Source organism: Aeromonas sp. PrichA-15 (assembly GCF_017939245.1).
GTDB lineage: Bacteria > Pseudomonadota > Gammaproteobacteria > Enterobacterales > Aeromonadaceae > Aeromonas > Aeromonas caviae.
The window spans coordinates 1-16,151 of sequence record NZ_JAGKRH010000027.1; the positions used below are offsets into that span (position 1 = coordinate 1).

General features: G+C 63.8%; 14 protein-coding genes and 2 pseudogenes. 4 read left to right on the plus strand and 12 right to left on the minus strand.

Translation table 11 applies throughout. From position 1 onward, the window contains the following. Positions 1-121: 121 nt before the first annotated feature. From J9889_RS04375 to J9889_RS04385, 3 genes and pseudogenes are all read left to right on the plus strand, one after another. Positions 122-304: pseudogene (locus J9889_RS04375) on the plus strand (transposase); the annotation flags it as partial. 2 nt (positions 305-306) lie between these two features. Continuing rightward, positions 307-576: pseudogene (locus J9889_RS04380) on the plus strand (IS5/IS1182 family transposase); the annotation flags it as partial. A gap of 67 nt (positions 577-643) precedes the next feature. Continuing rightward, positions 644-1,846 carry a dicarboxylate/amino acid:cation symporter gene (locus tag J9889_RS04385; RefSeq protein ID WP_210556021.1) on the plus strand — a complete coding sequence of 401 codons (1,203 nt, stop codon included), beginning with the start codon at positions 644-646 and terminating at the stop codon, positions 1,844-1,846. A 107-nt stretch (positions 1,847-1,953) separates the two neighbouring features. Here the strand turns inward: J9889_RS04385 and J9889_RS04390 are convergent, their stop codons facing one another. Then, positions 1,954-2,352, minus strand: coding sequence for a MerR family DNA-binding transcriptional regulator (locus tag J9889_RS04390; protein WP_010674655.1), 399 nt, complete (start codon positions 2,350-2,352; stop codon positions 1,954-1,956). Between the two features lie 132 nt (positions 2,353-2,484). Here J9889_RS04390 and J9889_RS04395 point away from each other — a divergent pair, with 132 nt between their 5' ends. Beyond that, on the plus strand, positions 2,485-3,651 hold the full coding sequence (locus tag J9889_RS04395) for an acetyl-CoA C-acyltransferase (protein ID WP_210556022.1): 1,167 nt from the start codon (positions 2,485-2,487) through the stop codon (positions 3,649-3,651). A 61-nt stretch (positions 3,652-3,712) separates the two neighbouring features. On the opposite strand, the gene J9889_RS04400 is transcribed toward J9889_RS04395, so the two are convergent. The 11 genes from J9889_RS04400 to J9889_RS04450 all read right to left on the minus strand — a co-directional run bounded on the left by J9889_RS04400 (position 3,713) and on the right by J9889_RS04450 (position 16,010). Continuing rightward, positions 3,713-4,954: an HDOD domain-containing protein gene (locus J9889_RS04400; protein WP_210556023.1), complete on the minus strand. Its 1,242-nt coding sequence runs from the start codon at positions 4,952-4,954 to the stop codon at positions 3,713-3,715. 116 nt (positions 4,955-5,070) lie between these two features. Continuing rightward, positions 5,071-6,327: an OmpP1/FadL family transporter gene (locus J9889_RS04405; protein ID WP_210556024.1), complete on the minus strand. Its 1,257-nt coding sequence runs from the start codon at positions 6,325-6,327 to the stop codon at positions 5,071-5,073. Positions 6,328-6,580: 253 nt separating this feature from the next. Further along, a complete protein-coding gene (locus tag J9889_RS04410; RefSeq protein WP_210556025.1) occupies positions 6,581-7,852 on the minus strand; it encodes an outer membrane protein transport protein in 1,272 nt (423 codons plus the stop codon). Positions 7,853-8,259: 407 nt separating this feature from the next. Further along, positions 8,260-9,003, minus strand: a complete 744-nt coding sequence (locus J9889_RS04415) for a DUF3379 domain-containing protein (protein WP_210556026.1) — start codon at positions 9,001-9,003, stop codon at positions 8,260-8,262. After that, positions 8,996-9,586, minus strand: coding sequence for a sigma-70 family RNA polymerase sigma factor (locus J9889_RS04420; protein WP_198497874.1), 591 nt, complete (start codon positions 9,584-9,586; stop codon positions 8,996-8,998). Before J9889_RS04420 ends, J9889_RS04415 begins: the two co-directional genes overlap by 8 nt. A 30-nt stretch (positions 9,587-9,616) precedes the next feature. Then, entirely contained in the window at positions 9,617-11,095 is a 1,479-nt protein-coding gene (locus tag J9889_RS04425; RefSeq protein WP_210556034.1) for a BatD family protein, read from the minus strand. 62 nt (positions 11,096-11,157) lie between these two features. Further along, positions 11,158-12,618 (minus strand): tetratricopeptide repeat protein, encoded by a 1,461-nt coding sequence (locus tag J9889_RS04430; RefSeq protein WP_210556027.1) that lies wholly within the window; start codon positions 12,616-12,618, stop codon positions 11,158-11,160. A 21-nt stretch (positions 12,619-12,639) separates the two neighbouring features. Beyond that, positions 12,640-13,602 carry a VWA domain-containing protein gene (locus J9889_RS04435; RefSeq protein ID WP_111896829.1) on the minus strand — a complete coding sequence of 321 codons (963 nt, stop codon included), beginning with the start codon at positions 13,600-13,602 and terminating at the stop codon, positions 12,640-12,642. After that, positions 13,599-14,156 (minus strand): DUF4381 family protein, encoded by a 558-nt coding sequence (locus J9889_RS04440; protein ID WP_234925205.1) that lies wholly within the window; start codon positions 14,154-14,156, stop codon positions 13,599-13,601. Before J9889_RS04440 ends, J9889_RS04435 begins: the two co-directional genes overlap by 4 nt. Beyond that, positions 14,141-15,031 (minus strand): DUF58 domain-containing protein, encoded by an 891-nt coding sequence (locus tag J9889_RS04445; protein ID WP_210556028.1) that lies wholly within the window; start codon positions 15,029-15,031, stop codon positions 14,141-14,143. Before J9889_RS04445 ends, J9889_RS04440 begins: the two co-directional genes overlap by 16 nt. Before the next feature lie 28 nt (positions 15,032-15,059). After that, complete coding sequence (locus J9889_RS04450) at positions 15,060-16,010, minus strand: AAA family ATPase (protein ID WP_039039116.1); 951 nt, start codon at positions 16,008-16,010, stop codon at positions 15,060-15,062. Between the last annotated feature and the right edge of the window lie 141 nt (positions 16,011-16,151).

Consider the following 16,151-nt stretch of genomic DNA (forward strand, 5'->3'; position numbering starts at 1 on the left):
AGGGTCTTTGAGTTCAGAGAAGAATTGAGTAAATGCAGCATGGTGGTTCATCGCGAAACTCCCGTAAAAGAGAGTATAAGATCACACCCAGATCGGTCGGTCAAATCCTCTTAACATTGCTTCAAAACGTTCACGATCTCGCCCTGGGGGGATCCTGGCGAGTGCAAACTACCCGATGCACACGAGTGTGCTGGAAGGGGTGAACAACAAGATCAAAGTGATAAAGCGCATGGCATATGGATTTAGGGACTCAGAATACTTTTTTCTGAAAATCAAGGCGGCCTTCCCCGGAAAGCCGCGATGAACCGAAAAAATGCGGCACCGTGGGAGGAAGACCATCCCCGCAACGAGGCGGTGACGGCGCTCAAGGCCGGTGAACTGAAGCAATGGAAGAAAGACTCCGGCTATCACCAGCGCTCGATAGCCGAGACCGCCATGTACCGGTTCAAGCAACTCATCGGGCCAACGCTGAGCCTGCGGAACTACAACGCCCAGGTGGGCGAAATCCTGGCTGGCGTGAAGGTGATGAACAAGCTGATAGGGCTTGGTATGCCTGTTCGCCAGCCAGTGAATTGAGTGGTATCAACGGGTTGGGGAACGGCCATCCAGCGACGGATTTGATCAACAACGCCGCTTCCAGGTAGTGGTGGCCATGGTGCTGGGCGCGCTGGTCGGGGCGCTCATGGGAGAGCAAGCCACGGTGTTTGCGCCGCTCGGCACCCTGTTTATCCAGCTGATCAAGATGCTGGTGATCCCGCTGGTGGCGGTGGCCATCCTGTCCGGGGCCGCCAACCTGGGGGCCAGTCCCGCTGCTGGCAAGATTGGCGTCACCACGCTCGCCTTCTTCCTCGGCACCTCCGCACTGGCGGTGTTCCTGGCGCTGGTGATGGGTCAGGTGTTCAAACCCGGTGTGGGCGTTGACTTTGGCGCCACCGCGGCCATGTTCTCCGGCGACTACGCCGACAAGGGTGCACTGCCCGATGCGGTGGCCACCCTGCTTGGCATGATCCCGACCAACGTGTTCAGCGCCTTGAACGAGGCCAACATCCTGCAGATCCTGGTGTTCTGCATGTTCCTCGGCATCGCCCTGGCCAAGCAGCCCCGCGAGCGCGCCAAGCCGCTGGTGGACGGGCTCAACACCCTGGTGGACGCCTTCGTCTGGATGATCAACAAGGTGATGCTGATCGCCCCCATCGGCGTCTTCGGCCTGATGGCCGACGCCATCGGCACCTACGGATTTGACGTGCTGACTCTGGTGCTCAAGCTGTTCGTCGTCTATGTCGCCGCCATCCTCATCTTCGGCTTCGTGGTCTATCCGCTGCTGATCGCGTTCTTCTCCAACACACCGGTACGCAAGTACTTCTCCGCGATGAAGAAGCCGCAGATCGTGGCCTTCTCCACCGCCTCTTCCATGGCGACCCTGCCGGTCAACATGGAGACCTGCGAGCGCGATCTGAAGGTGACCAACGCCACCGCTTCCTTCGTGCTGCCGCTGGGCGCCACCATCAACATGAGCGGCAATGCCATCTATTACGGCCTGGTCGCCATCTTCTTCGCCCAGGTCTATAACATCGATCTTTCCATGGGTGCCTGGGCGGCGATCATCGTCACCTCCACCCTGGGTGCCATCGGTCAGGCCGGTGTACCGGGCCCGAGCTTCCTGGTGGTTGCCGTGCTGCTGGCGGCCGGGATTCCCATCGAGGGTCTGCCGCTGCTGTTCGCGCTGGATCGTCTGTTCGACATGATCCGCACCGCGCTGAACATCACCGGCGATGCGGCCTGTGCCATCATCGTCGATCGCTACAGCCCGGATTACGATCCGAACCGCTGGAGCAAGGAGGCCTGATATCGGTCGTCCACGATGCATGACAAGAGGGAGGCTTCAAGCCTCCCTCTTTCATTTGTGTCTATTTGCTGGCGGTGTTCCCCGCTCGCCTCGCCCGTCTGCGTGCCTCAGGGGGAGAGGTGTGCCAGGGCCTGGCGGCAGCGCTGTTCGGCCGCCTCCAGCTCCAGCAGGACCATCTGGATATCTTCCAGCTGTTGCTGCAGGGTCTCCCGCTTGTCGGCTACCAGCCCCAGCATGGTCTGCAACTGGGAGCGGCTGCTCTTGTCCGCATCGTAGAGATCGAACAGCTCCCGGATCTCTGCGAGGCTGAAGCCCAGACGCTTGCCACGCAGGGTCAGCTTGAGCCGCACCCTGTCCTGACGGCTGTAGATCCTGTGCTGTCCCTGGCGGGTCGGGTTGAGCAGGCCCTGATCCTCGTAGAAGCGGATGCTGCGGGTGGTCACATCGAACTCGCGAGCCAGTTCGCTGATGCTGAAGGTGCGGGTGTCGTCCCTGGATTTGGTCATGGGGCTGTCTTGGCTGCCATCTGGTTGTCAATGCAGGCTGGCACCTTACCCAAACGTCAACTTCCCCGCAAGTCTTGTTCCTGTCGCGGTCGCGGCATATGTTATCCCGATGTAACAAGGAGAGTGCTATCGATGGATATCGTGATTGTGGCGGCCAAACGTACCCCCATGGGGGCTTTCCAGGGGGCCCTGAGTGTGCTCGGGGCCCCCGAGCTTGGCGCCTGCGCCATCCGCGCCGCGCTGGCGCAGGCCGGGATGACGGGGGAGCAGGTCAATGAGGTCTATATGGGCAACGTGCTGAGCGCAGGGGCCGGCCAGGCGCCAGCCCGCCAGGCGGCGCTCAAGGGGGGGCTGCCGGACAGCGTGCCCTGCACCACCATCAACAAGGTATGCGGCTCCGGCATGAAGGCAGTGATGCTGGCGGCGGACAGCCTGCGTCTGGGGGAGGCCGAGGTCGTGGTGGCGGGGGGCATGGAGAGCATGAGCCGCGCCCCCTATCTGCTGGACAAGGCGCGCAGCGGTTTTCGCATGGGGCACCAGAGCGTGCTCGATCACATGTTCCTGGACGGCTTGCAGGATGCCTACGAAGGCCATCTCATGGGGCATTACGCCCAGTTGAGTGCCGATCGCAGCGGACTGATCCGGGCCGATATGGATGCCTTTGCCATCGCCTCCCTGGAGCGGGCGCTGACGGCGCAGCGCAGCGGTGCCTTTGCCGCGGAACTGGCTCCCGTCATGACCTCTGAGGATACCCTGCTGCTGGCCGAGGATGAGCAACCGGGCAAAGCCAGGCCCGACAAGATCCCCGGCCTCAAGCCGGCCTTCAGCAAGCACGGCACCATCACGGCGGCCAATGCCAGTTCCATCTCGGACGGGGCGGCAGCCCTGGTGCTGATGCGGGGGGAGACCGCTGCCCAGCTCGGATTGCCGGTGCTGGCCAGGGTAGTGGGTTACCAGAGTCACGCCGCCTTGCCGGCGGAGTTTACCAGTGCCCCCGTCGGCGCCATTGACAAGTTGCTGGCCCGGGTGGGCTGGTCGGTGGAGGAGGTGGACCTGTTCGAGGTGAACGAGGCATTCGCCATGGTGAGCATGCTGGCCATGGCCGGGTGCGGCATTCCCCATCACAAGTTGAACGTGAACGGCGGGGCCTGTGCGCTGGGGCACCCTCTTGGCGCCAGTGGCGCCCGCATCCTGGTGACCCTGATCCATGCCCTGCGTGCCCGCGGGCTCAGACGAGGGGTGGCGAGCCTGTGCATCGGGGGAGGGGAGGCAACGGCCATCGCCATCGAGGCAGGCTGAATGCGTGGGTGAGATTGCTGCGGGTTGATGAAATGACAACGTCCCTTCAAGAGGGACGTTGTCATGTCTGGCGGGAGTGGACCGGTTGCTCTTCCATGGCCTGAAGCTGCTGGTTGACCCAGGCGGTGGCGCTCAGATAGAGGTGGCTGACCTTCTCTTCGTTGAGGCCGAGCCGGACGGTGTTGGCGGCGACCCGCTGCCAGTCGGCTTTCTCGAAATCTTCACACAACGCCAGGTAGAACCCGAGCTTGCCCTTGCGGGTGAGCAGGGCGGCACGAATGTCGTCGGTCAGGGGAATGGAGCCGAGCAGCTGATCCAGCGGTTCACCCATGAGCACGTCCAGCAGGGAGAAGAGGCCGGTGACAAAGGCTTGCTGTGCCTGCTCTGCGGGCGCATGGGTCTGGGCCAGCAGTTCGCAGAACCGGGCTCTGATGAGGGACATCTGGTGGAGTTCGGCGCTCTTTTCACTTCCCGCACTGGTGGCGGCGATCAGGGCGACGAAGCGCTTGAGCTGGGCGTGCCCCAGGGAACTTGCGGCCTGGCGAAACGAGGCGATGGGCTGGGGGAAGCGCTTGAGGTGGTTGATGTAGCGCAGCAGCTTGAGGGAGAGGGTGAGATCCTGGTTGAGCAGTTGCTCAATCTTGTCCAGATCCGGTTCGGTCTGATTGACCACCTCGAGCAGCTGCATCACCACCAGTTGGGCCGGCGGTATGGTGGGCTGTTGCACCATCTGGGGGCGGCTGAAGAAAAATCCCTGGAACAGGGTGACGCCGAGCTGCTTCATCCGCTCGAACTCGGCCTGATCCTCGACTTTCTCGGCCAGATAGGTGAGGGGTAGGTGGCGATGATTCGCCATGAAGTGCTCTATGCAGGGTTGCGGAGTGCTGCGCAGGTCGAACTTGATGATATGGATGTAGGGGAGGAACCTGTCCCAGTCTGAGACCATGGTGAAGTCATCCAGCGCCAACCGATAGCCCAGCCCATAGAGCTGGATCACTTTTTCCAGCAGCGCATCGTCGGGCTCGGCATCCTCCAGTATCTCGATCACCACCTTGTCCCGTGGTAGGCACTCGGCCAATCCGTCCAGCAACAGGGAGTGGGGGAAATTGATGTAGCAGGGGTGATCTCCGATGAGATGATCGATGTTCTGCTGCAAGAACTGCTCGGCAACCAGCCTGGAAGTGGCCTGCTGTGCGGAGACGGAGGGAAATACATTGTCCAGGCTGTCGCGAAACAGCAGCTCATAGGCTTGGGTGTTCAACTCCCGATCCAGAATGGGCTGCCTTGCTACATAGGAATACATGCATCTCTCCACCATGGTTACAGGCTTGATTCTATGGTGAAGCGGATCACTATGCCAGTGCCGACCGGTCGGGAAGGTCAACAACTGGCATACTATTTGTCAGGAAACCCGGGGTGTCAGAACAGGTAGTTGAGCTGCAGGCCGGCGAGCCAGGCATCCCCTTCCGAGGTGCCATTGAAAGTGGAGGTGGTCTGGGGGATGCCGGGCCTGAGCTGCATGGTTTCGCTCACGTCCACCTTCTTGCCGTCGATCAGCGTCACCCCCAGATCCAGCGAAAGGTTACGATCGATCTGATAACCCACCCCGGCGCTGTACCAGACCCGATCCGAGTCGGGGATGGAGATGGTGCGGCGATCCGCCGGGACCGGGCTGCGGTCGTAGGCGATACCGGAGCGCAGTTGCCACTGGGGGGCCAGCTGGTAGGTCATCCCCAGCGCATAGCGCCAACTGTCTTCCCAGTGCTCATCCTTTATATGCATGGTGCCGTGGTGGTCGAGCTCGGATTCGAGCTGCACGAATTTGCTCCAGTTGGTCCAGTTGATGCTCGAATGCAGCGCCAGCGCCGGCGTCAGCTGATGGAACAGGGCCAGCTCGGCGGTGGCGGGCAGCGGCAGATCCAGGCTGCCGGTATCGGTGAAGGGCTGCCCGTTCTGATCGATGCCGATGGCGTCGCCGGAGAGGGTCAGGGTGACGTCGTGGCGGTAGGAGAGGCCGATGCGGGTTGCCTGCGACAACTCAAGCAGGGTGCCCAGGTTCCAGCCCATGGCCCAGCCATCCCCTTTCAGGTGCTTGGCGATCTGGTTGTTGGACGGGAAGGTGCCACCCACTTCCCCTTCGCCCTGAATGGCGGAGAGGCCGGCGCCGACGGACCAGACGCGGTTGATGCGGTAGGCCAGTGACGCCCCCAGATCCACGGTCTTGATGTCGGAGACATTGCCGAAGTGACCGGCATTGTAGTTGTCCGGCATCTTGACGCCGAGCCCGTAATAGGAGGTGGCAGCCAGCCCCAGGCGCCACTGGTCGTTGAGGGGCACAATGAGGTAGGCGTTGGGCACCCAGGCATCATCGGCGATGTCGTGGGCCGCCGCATCCAGACTGACCGGCCCCTTGGGGGTCGGCACCCGGGTGGTGCCCTCGATGTTGACGTCGGGGTGCACATAGATGAAGCCACCGGAGAAGGCCATGGTATCGAAACGGGTCATGGCGGCGGCGTTGCGGGAGAGCACGCTGGCATTGTCGGCGATGGCGGCTTCGCCGGCGAAGGCGCGGCCCATGCCGGTGGCGGATTGCTCGGCCAGCTGAAAACCTGCCGCCTGGGCCTGGCTCGACAGCACCAGCAGGGCGATGAGAGACGGCTTCATGATGGAGTGCATTGCATTATCCTTGAAAATGAACCTGGAGTTCGAACGTTCTTATGGTTGGAGGCAGGATTTTATATGGTATGACCAGTAAGGCAACGGGCGTGGGAGTGAGCGGATGAAAACGGGATTAAATGCTGGGGGATGTGCTGCTAATAGCTTGATAAAAAAAGAAAAGTGTACAGTTGTTTACTACAGATGTACGCTGAAACAGGAATTCGGAATAAAAAAAGAGCGCCCTGGGGCGCTCTCGATGATGACGTGAAAATCAGAATTTCATGTTGAACTGAGCGGAAGCGAGGAAGGCGTTGCCGTGGGAGGTGCCTTTCCAGCGCAGTCCGTCATCATGGCTACGCAGTCCTTCGTTTACGTCTACTTCTTTGCCGTCCAGATAGGCCATGCCGAAGTCGACGCTCATGTCCTTGTCTATGTGGTAGGTGGCGCCGGCGCTATACCATACGCGGTCGGAATCCGGAATGCTCAGGCTGCGATATTCCGGCTCGATCGGGGTGTTGTCGTAGGCAAAGCCGATACGGGCTTCCCAGGACGGGTTGACGTACCAGGTACCGCCCAGAGAGTAACGGGTGGAGTCCTTGAACTTTTCCGGTTTATTGAGGCATACACCTGGTTGGCCAGGCATATTACATCCTGAACTTGTTGCTTTCAGCTCCTGAAAGGCGCTCCAGTCGGTCCAGTTGACGGAGTAGTGCACGGCAAACTGCTGGTTCAGACGGTGATAGCCGGCGAATTCGGCCTGGGCTGGCAGATCCAGCTTCAGGTTGCCGTCGACGACCCGGTTGAGGGAGGTGGCGCCCTGGAAGTCGCCGTCAAAGCTCAAGTCGACCTGGGAGCGGTAGGTCAGGGCGAGGCGGTTGTTTTCGTTGATCTCGTACAGGGTGCCGACGTTCCAGCCAAAGCCCCAGGTGTCGCCCTTCAGGTGAGCCAGACGGGTATCGGAGTTGGCACCCGGAATGGCAGCGGAGAGCGCACCGGCATAACGGTTCAGCTCGGCGGCGGCGTAGACGGCATTGATGCCGGCACCGACGCTGAAGCTGGAATTGATGCGATAGGCGATGTTGGGGTTGATGTTGAAGGTCAGCAGCTCGGTGTCACCGGCACCAGCACCGGCCGCGAAGGTCTTGGAATATTCGGTGGAGAGGCCGTAGTTGGAGAAGAGGCCGATCCCCCAGGCCCACTGATTGTTCAGGGGCTGGATGAAGTAGCTGGCCGGCACGAAGGCATCGGGGGCGATGTCGCTCTCGCTAGCCGGAATAGCACCTGCAATTTTCCCCTCCACATCCACATCGGGCTTGATATAGGTGCCGGAGAAAGACAGAGCCATCTTGTCGAAGGTGGTCATGGCTGCCGGGTTGCGGGACAGCACGGCTGCATTGTCGGCGATGGCGGCTTCACCGGCATAGGCACGGCCCAGACCGGAGGCCGAGTGCTCGTTCAGCTGGAACGCGGCGGCGAAGGTCTGGGTGCTGGCCAGGGTCACGGCCGCAGCGATCAGGCTTTTCTTGAAAAAGGCAGTCGTCATAGTGTTCTCTCTTTGTAGCAGATTTTCTGTCGACATCGCGGCTCTTTGGCGGCTATTGACGACATGATCTGTTGTTATGTCAGCTTCTTCCCATTCATTGCTGGCGTGATTCTATGGATCTGGTAGGAGGTAAGAAATCAGACCAGTGACAGCAGAATACATAAAAGTTTCCATTGTGTTAATCATTTGTTTTAAATTGCCGTTTTATTAGGCTAATTTATCTATTATTGGATAAATAAAGCACAAATGGTGCCGTTTGCGTCATTTAAAATAAATAGTAAAAATGTGACTTCGCGCGGGCAATGGGCGGGAACATGCGGGGATGTGGGGATGAACAGGCAGACAATGAGGATGTCTGCCTGTGATGTGGCTGAGGCGGAGGACGAGTCAGCCTGGGTCAAGGTCTGTTAAATGGACCAGTGCAGGCGTGACTCAAGCTGGCGGGCAACCGGGGCGAGGGGCTCCTGCATGTCTCCGATGAGCACCATGTTGGCCCCCTTGAGCGGCAGTATCTCCCCCTTGAGGGTCCCGTCTGCAAAATCGGACTGGATCGTCAGTGGCAGATGCTTGGGGACGAGGAACAGGGTGACCGGTCCCATCTTGCCCTGGAGCACCATGTGCAGGGCCGGTCCCTGGTAGAAGGCGCAGTGGTTGACATAGGTTACCTTCATGCCCGGCATCTCGCTCAGGGTGGCACCATATTTCTCCATTTTTGCGTTGATGGTGTGCAGGCTGACCCGCTCATCCACCGCATGAATGAAGGGCTCTTCCCCATAAACGTGGGACATGGCGACCTGAGCCAGCGACAGGGTGTCCGGTGCCACAGGCCAGCTGATCCAGCGGGTGCTCATGCCGAGCAGGAAGGCGACCGAGGCTGCGATAGCCAGAGCGCGCCATTGCGTGTGTGCAGGAGTGACGGGCAGCGGGACCACCTGCTCCTCTTCGGCTGCCATCGCCTGCCTGAGCAGGATCCGCTCCGCAAGACCGGCCGGTACGTCCACTTCCAGAGTGCTGCGCACCTGGCGCTCGAGCTGCTGCATCTCGTCCAGATGCTTGCGATTGGCCGGTGACGCCTCGGCGGCTTTCAAGAAGGCGGGATCCCTGTCCGAGGGGTGAGTGATGGCCCGGCGGCGAAATTCAAGCTCATCCATTGGTGTGTCCTCTCTGTTGTTTCGCAGACTCCATGGCCTCTTTTATCTGGTTGCGAGCGCGAAACAGCCTTGTCATGACGGTGTTCTTGTTCAGGCCGAGTTGCTCGGCGATCTCCTCCCCGCTGAATCCCCCCAGTACCTGCAGCAGCAGCGGCTCCTGATACTCGGCAGGCAGGCGGGCGATGTGGCGCCTGAGCCATTCGTGCTCCATCTCCTGCTCGCTTGGCAGGACACCCTGATCCCGCAGGGGGTGCTCGTCGAGGTCGACAAGATCGAACTGCTTTCGCTCAAAGCGGCGGGCATTCTCCCGCCGCAATATGGTGATGAGCCACGCCTTGGCAGCCTTGTCGTCCAGCAGGGTATCTATCGCCTTCCAGGCGCGCAGGAAAGTCTCCTGCACCAGATCGTCGGCGATTTGCGGATCCCGGCACAGCCAGTAGGCGTAGCGGTAGATGTCCCCGTGCAGGGCGTGCACCAGGGCTTCGTACTTGGTTTGTTTGTCTGCCATCTCCCCATAGACCGGAGAAGTGCAGGGATCCTTTCCCGTGTCGGCCCTTTTTCTTCTGAAAAAACCTAACGCCATAAAGGGGTGTCCTGTTTCATGAGGGGCGCATCATGCACGCATCCACGCCAGTATTCGAAGACCATAGGCTATCGCAAAGCTCTCCCTGGAGCACAACTCCCTGGCGAGCGCCTGCCTGGGCAGGTGTTCGCCAGGGACTCGCTTGGGGGAAAAACAGGCCCGATCCAGGTCGTCCAGCAGCGCCCCCATGGCGGGGTCGCGGTGACAGGGCAGCCTGGCCAGATGCAGGCAGGGGGTGTCCCAGCGCAGGACGGCCCAGGTCAGCAGGGTTTCCCTGGCCTCGTCAGGAGAGCCCGTTGCGAGGGCCCGTTGCAGGCGATAGAAAGCGCGCCAGCGCGGCCAGCGGCGCATGAATGCCCGCAGCAGGATGGCCAGGAGCACCCAATAGAGATACTGGATCCCTGGTGCGGGGGAGGCGGGAGTGGCGCTCTCCCTTGCCGTGAACACCAGAGGATGTGCGGGCAGGCGCGCCTCCTCGATGCGACCGCTCTGGGTGTTGAACCAGCGCAGGGTCTGGGGGGGCAGCACATAGCGCCCCGCCTCGTCGGCGGTCAGGGCCTGGCGCCACTGGCGCTCGAAGCGTAGCGCCCCCTCGGCCACGAATCGCTCCTGTTGCTGCTCGCCGTCCGGCTTCATGGAGAGGCCGGCGGGCAGGGGCGGGGCCGGCAAGGGGGGCAGGCGGTTGCCATCCCCCCCTTCCATCACCAGGGTGAGGGTGCGGATCACCGGCTCACCCACCCTGGCCTGGGCCGGGCTGAACTGCTGGCGCAACACCAGGCTGCTCGCCACCGGCTCCAGGGGGGCCTTGTCCACCTTGATGAAGAGGGTCGCCGCCCTGGCGGACAGCAGATCCCCCGCGTTGCCCGGCGCGGTCGCACCGGCCTGGTCCTGGGGCGGCAACCGCCCCTGAAAGCGGGGGGATTCGACGGGATGGAGCCCGGGTCCTTTGGCCTGCAGCAGCCATTTTCGCGTGAGACGCCCGGGCAGGCCGGGGCTGGTGGGAGAGTCCCAGCGGTCATCGCCAAGGCGGCGAATGGTAAAGGCCGGGGTGATGGGCTCGCCGAGGTTGGGGGCCTCCAGGTTGGCAGGCAGCCAGAGGGTCAGCTCATAGATGAAGGGCTGGCCGGGGTAGAGATTCCCCTCATGGAGCACCCGGGCCTGCAGCTCGACCGGAGAGAATACCGGGTCTTGTGCCGGCATCAGGGTGCCGTCCAGAGAACGTGTCGGCACCGCCAGGGAGGGGGTGAGATCGGCGCCAAGGGGCAGGGAGGGCACCTGGCGCGGGCTGGTATCGAGCAGGTGCAGGGGGATCTGCCAGCGGGTCAGGCTGCGGCTCTGGGCACTGACCCGCTGGATGCTGACCCGCCCGACCGCAAACTGGCGCAGCAGCGGTTGCAGGTTGAGATCCTCATCGCGGTGCAGCCCGTCGGCCTCGATGACGAGCAGCCAGTCGCGCTCGCTCGCCCCCGGCAACAGCTCGGCCTCGACAGGGGCGGCCTGCACCCGCATGGCGCACAGGGCGAGCAGCAGCCAGCAGCCGATCCGGGGGGAGAGCAAGCGCAGTACGAGGATCACCAGGGCTCCTCCACCTTGATCAGGGGGCGGCGCAGGGCCTCCTTGCGAAGGCGCTGCTCCAGCAGCAGCACGGGGGGCGCCGGGGGGCGGGGAGCCTCTGAGGCGTGGGCGGGGTCGGGAGTGTCAACCTGCTCCGGGGCATTTGCCGAGGGCGTTGTCTGCGGCGGGTTGGCCCGCAGCAGGGCCAGGTTGTGCAAGGCATCCCTGTGCCCAGGTTCAAGGCGAAGGGCGCTCAGATAGGCCTGCTCCGCGGCGGCAAGATCCCCGAGCCAGACCAGGGCATTGCCCCTGTTGTAGTGGGCGGTGGCGCTGCTTGCCCTGCCATAGGCGGCGACGGCCCTGGCGTAATCCCCGGATCTATACCAGGCGTTGCCTTGCCAGACCGGATCCTGGAAGGCGTTGGCCGCTTCCCGATAGTGTCCCTGGCGATAAGCCTGCCAGCCTGCTTCATCTTGTCGGGAGGCCGCCTGCAGGGAAGGGGGCGCGAAGCCAATGACGAGGATCACCAGCAGCCAGTGGGCGCCGATCCGCGCCAGCAGCGCCAGGGGGAGCAAGGGGATGAGCAGCCAGGGGCCGAGATCCCGGGATTGCCCCTGCGTCAGGGCCTGGCCCATGGGCAGGGGACCAAAGCGGGGCAGGCCGGAATCAAGCCAGGCCAGCCTGCCTCCGGTACTGGCGGCAAGGGCGGCCATGGCCTCCTCGTCGGGCGCCGGCAAGGTGTGGCCGATCGGGCTGCCGAGCTGCCAGCGCTCGGCAGCCACGCCGGGCAGCCGGGTCTCCTTGCCCCCGCTGGCCAGCAAGATGTCGAGCCGCGGGGCCGAGCCTGCCTTGCAGAACAGGTCGTTGAGGCAGGGCCAGAGGGCGGCGATGCGATCGCGCGCTGTCCCGGAGAGGCCGTCGGTCACGAGCAGCAGACGGGCGGACTGGCCCGGCGGGATCAGGGTGAGGGCCAGGGCCACGGCGCGCTCGGGGGCGCTGCCCTGGACAGGCATGATGGCCGGGCGCAGGTCTGGCAGCAGCAGGGCGATGGCCTGATGATCCCGGGTGGGAGGCATGGCGAGGTAGGCATCCCCGGCAAACAGGATGAGGGCGATGGGATGGGCCGCGTCCTGCTGCGCTATGTCGGCCAGCATCTCCTGCAATCCCAGCCTCACCCGGGTTGCCCGGTCCGGCGCCAGATCCTGCGCCAGCATGGAGTCGGAGAGATCCAGCAGCCAGATATCGAGGGCCGGGCTCGGCATGGGGAGACTCTGCTGGCGCAGGGCGGGGCCCGAGAGCGCCAGGATGACCGGCAGACAGGCAAGCCAGCGCCAGGGGATGGCCCGATGGCGGCTCGGCAGCAGATAGGCCTGCATGGCCGGGGAGAGCAAGCCGGGATCGCGGCGGCGGCGCCACCCCTGCCATAGCCAGGGGAGCAGGGCCAGCAACCAGAGGGGGCGCAGCAAGGTCAGCTCCATGGTGCCACCATCATGGCCTGCCTACTCATGGGATGGCCTGTGTGACAGGGGGATGTGCCAGCGGGCTGGCCAGCAGAGCAGCAGCCAGGCCAGGGCCAGTGGCCAGGGGTAGAGCTCCTGGTGGGGCCGGGAGAGGATCTGGGGCCGGGCGAGGGGCTCCAGGGTGTCGATGGCCTGGTTGATGGCGGCGAGATCGCCCCGGTTGCGGGCGCGAAAATAGCGGCCTCCTCCCAGTGTCGCCAACTGCTGCAACAGGGCTTCATCCAGTTCGGCACTGGGATCGGCGTCCCCTGCGGGCCCGGCGAAGGTATCGGGGTCGGCGCCCACCCCCAGGGTATAGAGACGGATGCCGGCTTTGGCGGCGAGCCGGGCCTCGGTCAGGGGATCCGCATTGCCCGAGGTATTGCGCCCGTCCGTCACCAGCAGCAGGGCGGTGGGGCGGGTGGGGTCGGCGTGCTGGCGTGCCAGCAGGATGGCTTCCCCCAGGGCCGTGGTGCGCCCCACCAGATCGAAATCGAGCTCCCTGGCCAGGGTGAGCAGAGCCCTGGTCTCCTGGGTGAGGGGGGAGAGCAGATAGGCGTGATCGGCAAAGACGACGAGGGCGATGCGATCCCCCGGGCGGGAGGCGACAAGGTTGCTTATCTGCTGGCGCACCGCGGCAAGCCTGTCCGTTTGCTCTCCGTCATCCAGCATGTCCTGAGTGCGCATGCTGTCGGAGAGATCCACCGCCAGGATGAGGTCACGGCTGCTCTGGTAGTGAATGATCGGGGGCTCCTGCCACTGGGGGCGGCACAGGGCCAGTACCAGGGCGCACCAGCAGAGCATCATGCGCCACAAGGGCTGCCCCGCCTGGGGCTGGAGCAGGGGAAAACCTCCGTGAACGAGCCGGTTTCCTCCCTTGCGCCCCTTCATGGGAGGCAGGCCGAAGCGCACCAGCAGCGGCAAGGCGAGGGCGAGGGAAAACCAGGGCCAGGCGAGGATCATCGCGTACCCTCCGGGGAAGGGGCCCCTCGCTTGCTTGCCGGGAATCGCGGCGCGCTGACGCAGCGTCGCCCCCAGGCGAGATAGGCGAGGCGCAATCTTTTGCGCTGCGCTTCATCGGGCACTCTGCCCCCATAGAGCCAGAGCGGCCACTGGGCGGCAAACCGGGAAAAATCGCTCCCCCCCTTGCTGTCCAGCCAGGCGAGCCAGGCCTCCCCTTGCAGAGGGGCCGCCTCGGGCCAGCGGGCCATGGCCGCTTCTCGCAGGGCATCCTGCAGCCTGGGGACGAGATCGTCGGCCTGCCAGTCTATCCGATGCGCCCAGCGGCGCTGGCGCCACAGGGTGAGGGCCGTCATGGCGATCAGGCAAGCGGCGATCGCCGCGATCAGCAGCCCCCCGAGGGCCATCAGGCGAGGATCCTGTGCAGGCTCGAGAGCGGGGCCTTGGTGGATGTCGCGCAGCTCGGCACGAATGGCTTGCAAGGACTCGCTGGACGAGGGCTGGCGATATGCATCCGGTGCGGGCACGCCCTGCTCCCCCCTCAAAACAGACGGCATCCACCCTCCTGCCACTGGCGTTGCAGGGTGGCGCCGTTGTCGAGGCGATAGAGGCGCGTCACCAGGGGCAGCAACTGCTGGCGACAGGCCTCGGCCTGTTCGTCGGCCGCCCTCTGATAGCGGGCGCGAAAGCGGAGGTCTTCTCCCGCGAGCCAACCGCTGTGTCTGCCTGCCTGCACTGCCAGCTGCCCCTGCTCGGGCAGGGCGGCTTCCAGGGGATCGCGGATCTGCCAGTAGTGGATGTCGTGGCGCGGGCGAAGGCGTTGCAACTGCTGGCAGAGGGCCTGGTCCGGTGCCTGGTGATGGCTTATCAGGGTCAATCTGGCCCCGTGGGGCAGGGTGAGTCGTGCCAGGGTCTGGGCCAGCGTCCAGGGTGGGGGGGCGCGATCCAGCCCTGCCTCGTAATGGCGGCAGAGCGCTTCCAGCAGAGGCATGAGAGAGCCGCGCTGGTGCTCTGTGTGGGGGGCTTCGCCCTGGCAGATCAAGGTATTGGCCTGTTTCTCCCCCTGCCAGAGCAGGGCGGCGGCCAGCTCGCAGCCAAGGCGGGCCTTGAGCTGGGCGCGGGAGCCAAAGTACATGGCAGGTGAGAGATCCAGCAGCAACCAGTGGGCCTGATCCTGCTCTTCCCCGTAGAGGCGGGTGTGGGGGCGGCCGAGGCGGGCGGTGACCCGCCAGTCGATGTGACGCACCTCGTCACCGGCCTGATAGAGGCGAAGCTCCCTGAAATGCAGCCCGGGCTGGCGCCCGATACGCCCCTGGGCCGCCTGATGAATGCGGGCACGCTCGCCCTGGCGCGTCCAGAGGCGCACCGCCAGCAGCCGCTCGAGGGTGAGGGCGATGTCGGGGTGATCCCGGGGCTCGGTGACGGGGGTCATGGCGACAGGGCTGCCTGTGGGGGCCGGTTCAGGGGCATGGAATGGCATCCAGCAGCAGGGTGATGAGCGCCTCGCTATCGAGGTTGTCCGCCAGCGCCTGATAACTCGGGATGAGGCGGTGGCGCAGCACGGCAGGCGCCAACTGCTGAATGTCTTCGGGCAGCACGAAGTCGCGCCCGGCGAGCCAGGCCCGGGCCCGTGCGGCTCTTGCGAGGCCGATGCTGGCTCTGGGGCTGGCCCCCACCGCGACCAGGGGGTCTAGCTCGGGGCACAGGCCGCTGCCGGGGCGGGTGGCGCACACCAGTTGCACCAGATAGTGCTCGAGGCGCCCCTGCATCTGTACCCCTTGAACGGCGGTGCGGGCTTCCAGCAGGTCGGACTGGCTGAGGGTGACCGGCGGCGTCGGCAGGGCGTCGCCGCGGGCGTTGAGCTGGAGGATGGCCAGCTCCATGGCGGGGCTGGGGTAATCCACCAGCAGCTTGAGCAAGAAGCGATCGAGCTGGGCCTCCGGCAGGGGATAGGTCCCTTCCTGCTCGATGGGGTTCTGGGTGGCGGCGACCATGAAGAGGGAGGGCAGGCGCCAGCTCTTCTTGCCCACGGTGATCTGGTGCTCGGCCATGGCCTCCAAGAGGGCGGATTGCACCTTGGCCGGCGCCCGGTTGATCTCGTCCGCCAGCACCAGATGGTTGAACAGAGGACCTGGTTGAAACACGAAGCTCGCATCCTGGGGATGGAAGACCTCGCTGCCGGTGAGATCGGCAGGGAGCAGATCCGGGGTGAACTGGATACGGGCAAAGCGCCCCTCCACGGCACCGGCCAGCGCCTTGACCGCCCGGGTCTTGGCAAGACCGGGGGCCCCCTCGATCAGCACATGTCCTTCACATAACAGGGCGATCAGCAACCCCTCGATGAGGGGGCCCTGTCCCAGGATCTGGCTGCCCAGATAGTCTCCAAGTGCTCTGAACTCGGCCGCTGCCATGCGATAAACCCGTTGTTTTTATGGAAGTTGATCTTTTTATACCCCAGTTGGCTCACAAGGGCGAGGGAGGGTGGCAAGATGGGGACAATTTAGTTTCAATCAGCTGTATGAAAGTTGTGAGTGGATTGTTAAGATGTGGCG